Here is a 7355-nt window from a genome sequence, read left to right on the forward strand (position 1 = left end):
GAGATGTACGAATTCAAAATTAGGCTAAAAACCAAAACAGGCTATATTGTGAGAACTTTTTGCAACAATCCTGGCGGAGAGGTTACTTTGGAAAGTTACGACGACTTTCTAACGGTTAATGGACATGCTAACACTACCAAAAAGACTACCAACACTAATTTTGCGATTTTGGTTACTCATTCGTTCACTCAGCCTTTTAACGACCCTGTAGGTTATGGTTCCTATATTGCAAAACTTTCTAATATCCTTGCCGGTGGAGACAAGGTTATTCTTCAATGCTATGAAGATTTTAAAGGTTCAAAAAGGACAAAAAAATTAGGACGAGTCGAACCAACGTTAGATCCCAAGCACTTTATTTTGGGAGATTTGAATCTAGCTCTCCCCAGACGTACTATCGAATCAATAATCGATTTTTTGGAACGATTAGAAACAGTTGTAAAAGGCGTTACTTATCCAGATAATCTTTTATATGGAGCAGAGGTTAAATTTTATGCAAATAAGATAAACAATGATTTCTTTGGGAATGTAAAAATAATTGGAGATTGTAGCGGATGGACCCGTTCGATAACCTACGCTACAAGTCATGGATACCTAATCGCAAAAGAGTTTTAAAGAGGTGTATTGACAAAAATGAGGTTGATATGTTATAATGATTTTTGTAGAGTTAGAAGATGGGACGTAGCCAAGTGGCAAGGCGACGGACTTTGACTCCGTTATTCGTAGGTTCGAATCCTACCGTCCCAGCCAAAAAGGGGAGGTATTACCTCCCCTTTTTTTATTACAATTTCTATTATTGGATATTCGACTGAGTAGCAATTTGAGATGTGTCTGTCGAACTATTACTGGCTTCTTCTATTTCTTTTTGTACACTTTCTATCATACTATCAATATTAGTATAATAGTTAGGATCGATCTTTTTTATTGTTTCCAAATAAGACAATTTAATTTCCTTTAACCCTAATAAATCAGTTAAATCTAATCCAACATCCAATGCTTCTAATTTTGTATCGGTTGCTGCCTGGGTGGCATCTACAACTGTTTGAACATTTACCAAGATTTCAGTGATCTGTTGTTGAAAATATGAAAATAAATATTGGGATCCTAAATAAGAGGCGTATTGTTTTAACTGATCCAACTGTAACTTCGAATAGCTAACCTTTACTTTTGGATCTTGAGGGTTCAACTGATAATAAAGTTGAACTACTGTGTTAGAAGAAGGATACTGTGCATAAAGATCGGCTAATACCTTTTTTAACTTTTCAGTGTAATCTTGTGATTTAGTTTGTAATTCTGCTCTCATAACGCTTGCATCTTCTGTAGTACTTACTCCCAAAGCCTCAAGGGCTTCTTTGGAACTCAGATAACTTTGAGCATCCTGATATTTTGATATTTCACCTGATAAAGAAGTGCTTACATCTGTAGTTGATTGAGCATTCAATTCCTCGAGTTTGTCATTTATAGCGTCCAAACCTAGTGAAACAATATCTGGATCCACAAATTCAGATAAGCTAAGATATTGATTTATGGAAGTAGTTTGCTCATTATATAACCCCATTAGCTGGCTTACAACCATCGTATATACAGCTAAATAATCCGAATCAACTTCCATTGAAATTTCATTACCTTCGAACACAATACTTTCTAATTCTTTCGCTAATTCTTCTAATCTTTCTACATCTGTACCCGCCTTCGTTAACTCGTACATATACATCAACTTTGTATCGTAATAATTCCTCCCAAAGTTTTCACTTTCTTTATAATTAGACAACCAATTATCATACTTTTGATCTTGAACTGTATTTCTTACTTGAGCATATACGTCATCGTATAGAAAAACATCTTCCGGATGTTCAAATATTTTCTTATCAAGCACTCTTATCAAATGAAAACCCTCCGACGTTTGTACAGGTCCAATAATTTCACCAACTTGTCCATTAAAAGCTGCATCTTCAAAACTTTTTTCATACTGCCCGTGTTTTATCCATCCAATCTCTCCAGAATTTGTGGCATTAGAGGTATCTTTTGAATACAAAGAAGCGGCATCTTCAAAAGTTATCTCACCAGTTTCAATCTCTTCTTTGAGGTTATTGGCGGTTGCCTCATCTGAAAGAAGTATATGCTGCACTCTAACTTCTTCATAATCATTCTTTATACTTTCGAAGTTTTGTTCGATATAAGCTAAAGCATCTTCTCTGGAAGTTGGTGCCACTGCGTCTTTAACCGCACTATTTATCAAATCGGTCTCCACTGTTTGTTGTAAACTGGAAATTAAAATATTTCGAATATTTTGTTCACTACCATAATATTGAAGCATATTATCCCAATTTGATTCATCAGATTTGTATTGAGATATATATTGATCGACTTGTGTATTTATCTGATTATTCACTTCTTCTTTAGAAGGCAACAGATCGTTTTGCTCCGCATAATATCTTACAATTTTTTCGTCAAAGAGTAAATCTACCACTTGATTATCAAGTGTTAAATAATCAAAAATAGGATCCAACTGTTGACCGTAATACTGTTGATAGATCTGTGCTTGCTGTTGAGTTATATTATCCACTTCACTCTTCATTATCCAATAGGGATAATCTAAATCTATGCCGTCTTTAGTGATAACTAAAACAGAGTCTTCTTTCCTCAGTGTGTCTCTATTTTGTGAAGTGGTCGCAGGGTTTCGAGATGATACATAAGTTGCCACAGACCACCAAACTATACCTGCTAAAAAACCTGCTATAACTATTATAGTGATCAATCTTTCGTGCTTTTTAAACCAATTATTCATTCACTAATGCCTCCTAAACTCTTAAAATTTTACTGTCTTTAGCAACGAACTGCATTTGATTTTAATTTTACCACATTTTTTTGAATTTCCCCAATGTTTAATCTTTTATTATTGAAAAAAGGGGATAAATTAATATCCCCTTTAAAGTTACTAGATTTTTGTTCTAAGAGGTTTATCTTTAGTAATCTCTTCTAATGCCAACAACCTATCCCATTTAGCGTCGACATAATTTTGAAGTTCTTCCAATATTTCGTTAGCATCCGGCCTTTTCATAAGCTTACTGTATCTTCCTAATTTGGTTATGTAATCTTTTACTGGTTTGAATGTTTTAGGCTTCTTAGTAACTTTGTAAACGCCCATATTGTATTCCCATAATGGCCAATACTTTGTTTCAACAGCTAATTTAGTTACTTCTGGACCTGAATCGTCAGGAATTCTCCAAAATCTTACACATGGTGCCAACATAGCAATGAAAGAAGGCCCTTTGAACTCTAATGCTGCTTGCATCTTTCTCATAAAATCCCAAGGTTCGGCAGTTGCTGCGGTTGCAGCATAAACGCCTTCATGACCAGCTACTATATCAACTATACTCTTTTTCAATTGTAACTTCCCTGATATAGCCTTACCGACGGGAGCGGTAGTTGAATCGGCACCTGGAGGGGTAGATCCAGATCTTTGGTTACCTGTGTTCATGTAACCTTCATTATCATACAAGATGTAAACAAAATCGTGTCCTCTTTCTATTGCTCCAGATAATGATTGTAACCCTATATCGTAAGTGCCACCATCACCAGCAAATGCGATAAATTTTATCTTATCGTTGTCTATTTTTCCTCTGTTTAAGAGGGATCTATAAGCAGCTTCAGCCCCGGATATTGTAGCTGCAACATTTTCAAAGGCGTTGTGTATATAAGGCACATTCCAAGAAGTAAACGGGTATATTGTGGAAGAAACTTCCAAACAACCTGTGGCAGCTCCCACTACAGGTTCATACCCCATACTTTTGGCAGCCAAAGTAGCCCAATTCGCAACCATCGGAGCATTACACCCCGGACACAATCTATGGCCTTGGGTAAAAGACCAATCATGTGTTTCAACGTATCCTACTATATCTCTAATATTTGGCACAATTATTCACCTCCGATTATTCTCTTAAGCCCAAGTATCTTTGTTCATCCGTTATAAGATTTCCTTGAAGAGCATCTTCAAATGCTTCTCTTATCATTTCAGGAGTTGTGTCTCTTCCTCCTAAACCATAAATATAAGAACCTAAAGAAGGCCGAGAAGCAACCTCGTACAAAGAAGATTTTACTAAGGAATACAAAGGGGCTTCTTTCCCAAAAGACATTGCTCTATCTAAAACAACTACACCCTTTCTTCCATTTAAAACTTGCTGAAATTCTTTCTTAGGGAAAGGAGTAAAGACTTGAGGTTTCACCAATCCAACCTTATGTCCTTCTTCTCTAAGTTGGTCTACAACATACTTTGCTGTAGATGCAGTAGAATTCAGAACAACCATTAAATAATCAGCATCATCTACTTTGTACAAATCTAGAAAATCGTATCTTCTCCCAGATATCTTTTCGAATTCCTCGAATACTCCAGGAAGCTCTTTGTAGGCATTTTTCATAGCTTCCTCTTGTTGACGATGATGTTCAAAGTAATAATCAAAAAGATCCAATGGACCATAAGTAACAGGATTTTTTGTGTTTAAAAGAGAATATTTAGGGTTCCAACTTCCCACAAACTCCCTTACCACTTCATCATCTAACATCTCGAAGCTCTCGACTCCATGAGAAGTAATGAAACCATCCAAATTCACCATCGCTGGTAACAATACATTCTCTTTTTCCGCCAATTTGGTAGCCATTATTGTAAAATCATAGGCTTCTTGATGGTTTTCAGTGAAGAACTGGATCCATCCAGAATCTCTTACCATCATGGCATCGGAATGATCACAGTGTATATTGATGGGTCCGGATAATGCCCTATTCACAATAGGCATTACTATGGGAAGTCTGTAAGAAGCCGCTATATATACTATTTCTGACATTAAGGCTAACCCATTTGCAGCTGTGGCTGTCATAGTTCTGGCCCCAGATGCCGCGGAACCTACCACTGCACTCATAGCCGAGTGTTCAGATTCCACAGGAACCATCACAGTATCTACAATGCCATCGGATACGAATCCTGCATAATATTCAACAATTGGTGTTTGAGGAGTTATTGGATAAGCTGCCACCACGTCAGGATTAATCTGCCTCATAGCGTGTGCAACAGCAGCAGCTCCAGTAACCGTTAATTTTACGGGCATATATTTTAACCTCCTTCACATTTTCGTTAAATAAATTCTGATTCAGATTTCATTTCTATTGCGTTAACTGGACATACAGCTGCACAAACACCGCAGCCTTTACAATAGTCCAAATTCACTTCTCCCAATTTCATCTTTTTACCATCAAGCCCACCACCTATAGCCATATCGGGACAATAAAGCCAACATTGCATACAGTTAGTACATTTTTCTCTATCTATTATAGGTCTTTGAATCCTCCATTCACCTGTTTTGTATTCCCTTGCAGTAGCAGGTTTATCAATTACACCACCAATAGGGATATCTTTCCATCCTTTCAAATCACTCACTAAGTTTCACCTCCTGGTACCCTCTCTCCAGTGCTCTAATATTGGCTCTTACCACTTCATCAGAGAACTTTTTGGAGAAAGCAGCCTTGATTTTTTCTTTAACGGCATCTAAAGGTACTATATCGGTAGCTCTTATCAAAGCTCCTATCATAACAGTGTTAGGTATACCCCTTTTTATTTCTTCCAATGCTATGTTCGTAGCAGGTATTACACCGGTTTTTCCTTTATATCCCGTTAAATTTCTTACCTCTTCGATGCTTCTAGTTGTGTTGACTAACAACAATTTATCCTCAGCCAAACCAGATGTTACTTCTGAATTTTTTAAAAGTGTGTCGTCTATAACAACTACCACATCGGGAGTCTCTATGTTACTTTTAATTCTAATAGGAACATCCGCAACCCTGTTAAAAGCTTTCATCGGAGCACCGGATCTTTCTGCTCCATATTCTGGAAATGAACTTGAATACTTCCCAGCTTCTTCTGCAGCTTCTGTTAAAAATTGAGAAGCACTTTTCGCGCCTTGTCCTGCTCTTGCATGCCACCTTATCTCAAAATATTTTTCTGGCAAGGTTCTTATCCTCCCTTCACGTAATAATTTTCAATAAATTAGTTTGTTCTTTAGTCACTTGAAAATATGGTGTAACCAATATTTCTAAAGATATTATCTATCCATTCATAAAATGAGAGCTTTTCATCGTTAATTTCTTGCTTTTCTAACATTTTATCGAGTTCCAAAAATCTGTTAATATGGTATTTAACTCGATTTTTTGCATATTCTATTGTGGTCCCTGTGGTCATTATAAAAGGCCAATCACTTGCTTGTGCAAGAAGAACCTCTCTCATCATCTGATTTAAAATCCTTTTCTGTAAATTTGTAGGATCCTTAAAAACATTTGCTTTTTCTATCATTCTTTCAGTTATCTCGTGAATATGTTTATAAATCCAATCGTTTTTTCCATTAAGCCAAACATCGTGGTATCCTCCGGCACCCCACGAAGTTTCGCCGGGATAAGTTATTTGAACTTTTTTAACTGTTTGTAAAATCTCAGAAGGTACAGAAAATTCTAACTCTTTATTTTCAAAAGATTGCCTAAAAAGCTCTTCCAAAAATTTCGGACCCTCATACCACCAATGACCAAATAGTTCAGCATCAAAGGGAGCTACAATTACCGGTTCTTCTTCATCTAAAATTGCCGATAATTTCCTGATTTGCGAAGTCTTCTTAAATAAATAATCACTTACATGCTCTTTTACAGCGTTCATGGCTTCACTAAGATCATATATTTCTTTTTTGTCCAAGGATAATGATTTGTTGGTAATACGATGATACTTTATTCCAGTATTACACCTTGTTCCACTTGGATCTACATATGGCCTAATGTAATCGTCTTCTCTGTCATAACCAATATCTTTGTAAAATTCTCGATATCTTGGATCGCCAGGATAACCAACTTCAGAACTCCATATCTGCTCACTCGATTCAGGATCTCTGGCAAAAACAAAAACTTTATTTGGGGTAATAATAGGTCTATACACACCATACCTCGGCTTACTGTCTGCATAAGTAAAACCGTGTGTATCTACAAAAAAATATCGTATATCTTCGTCTGATAAATATTTATCCAGCCCTTTAAAATAAGCGCATTCTGCCAACCACATCCCTTTAGGATGGTCACCAAAGTATTTTTTGAAGGTCAACACGGCAGATTTTATTTGAGCTTTAATAGCCTCTGGATAATCCCGATAAAAAGGTAGATATCCATGTGTTCCATTAGATGTTATCACTTCAATGTAACCTTTATCTTTAAATTCCTTGAAAGCTTTTAATATATCTTGATTATATTCTTCAGAAAAAATATTTATATCTTCTATTAGCTCTCGCCTATAATGTTGGGCTAGTTGGTGCGTCCTAGGATCTTCATCTTTT

Annotated in this window: 7 protein-coding genes and 1 tRNA gene; 2 read left to right on the plus strand and 6 right to left on the minus strand. The window is 36.3% G+C overall.

The window, feature by feature from the left end:
- Together AA81_RS04045 and AA81_RS04050 are read left to right on the plus strand one after the other, a co-directional pair.
- The coding region (locus tag AA81_RS04045) for an FAD-dependent protein (protein ID WP_342750120.1) at positions 1-612 on the plus strand (612 nt) is incomplete at its 5' end.
- 60 nt (positions 613-672) lie between these two features.
- Positions 673-747 (plus strand) — tRNA-Gln (locus AA81_RS04050).
- A gap of 43 nt (positions 748-790) precedes the next feature.
- On the opposite strand, the gene AA81_RS04055 is transcribed toward AA81_RS04050, so the two are convergent.
- From AA81_RS04055 to AA81_RS04080, 6 genes are all read right to left on the minus strand, one after another.
- A complete protein-coding gene (locus AA81_RS04055) occupies positions 791-2785 on the minus strand; it encodes a peptidylprolyl isomerase (RefSeq protein WP_103898288.1) in 1995 nt (664 codons plus the stop codon).
- 150 nt (positions 2786-2935) lie between these two features.
- Positions 2936-3916 carry a thiamine pyrophosphate-dependent enzyme gene (locus AA81_RS04060; protein ID WP_169999605.1) on the minus strand — a complete coding sequence of 327 codons (981 nt, stop codon included), beginning with the start codon at positions 3914-3916 and terminating at the stop codon, positions 2936-2938.
- A 13-nt stretch (positions 3917-3929) separates the two neighbouring features.
- Positions 3930-5099, minus strand: a complete 1170-nt coding sequence (gene porA / locus AA81_RS04065) for a pyruvate ferredoxin oxidoreductase (protein ID WP_103898290.1) — start codon at positions 5097-5099, stop codon at positions 3930-3932.
- 26 nt (positions 5100-5125) lie between these two features.
- Positions 5126-5428, minus strand: a complete 303-nt coding sequence (locus AA81_RS04070; RefSeq protein ID WP_103078510.1) for a 4Fe-4S binding protein — start codon at positions 5426-5428, stop codon at positions 5126-5128.
- Positions 5421-5996 carry a 2-oxoacid:acceptor oxidoreductase family protein gene (locus tag AA81_RS04075; RefSeq protein WP_103078511.1) on the minus strand — a complete coding sequence of 192 codons (576 nt, stop codon included), beginning with the start codon at positions 5994-5996 and terminating at the stop codon, positions 5421-5423. Before AA81_RS04075 ends, AA81_RS04070 begins: the two co-directional genes overlap by 8 nt.
- A 50-nt stretch (positions 5997-6046) precedes the next feature.
- Positions 6047-7355 (minus strand): glycoside hydrolase family 57 protein (locus AA81_RS04080; protein ID WP_103898291.1); only part of this gene is annotated, 1309 nt, incomplete at its 5' end.

This window comes from Petrotoga halophila DSM 16923, assembly GCF_002924615.1.

Bases quoted from the DNA above. Each gene is read 5' to 3' on its own strand.
- AA81_RS04055 (WP_103898288.1), bottom strand. From the start codon at position 2,785: ATGAATAATTGGTTTAAAAAGCACGAAAGATTGATCACTATAATAGTT.
- porA (WP_103898290.1), bottom strand. From the start codon at position 5,099: ATGCCCGTAAAATTAACGGTTACTGGAGCTGCTGCTGTTGCACACGCT.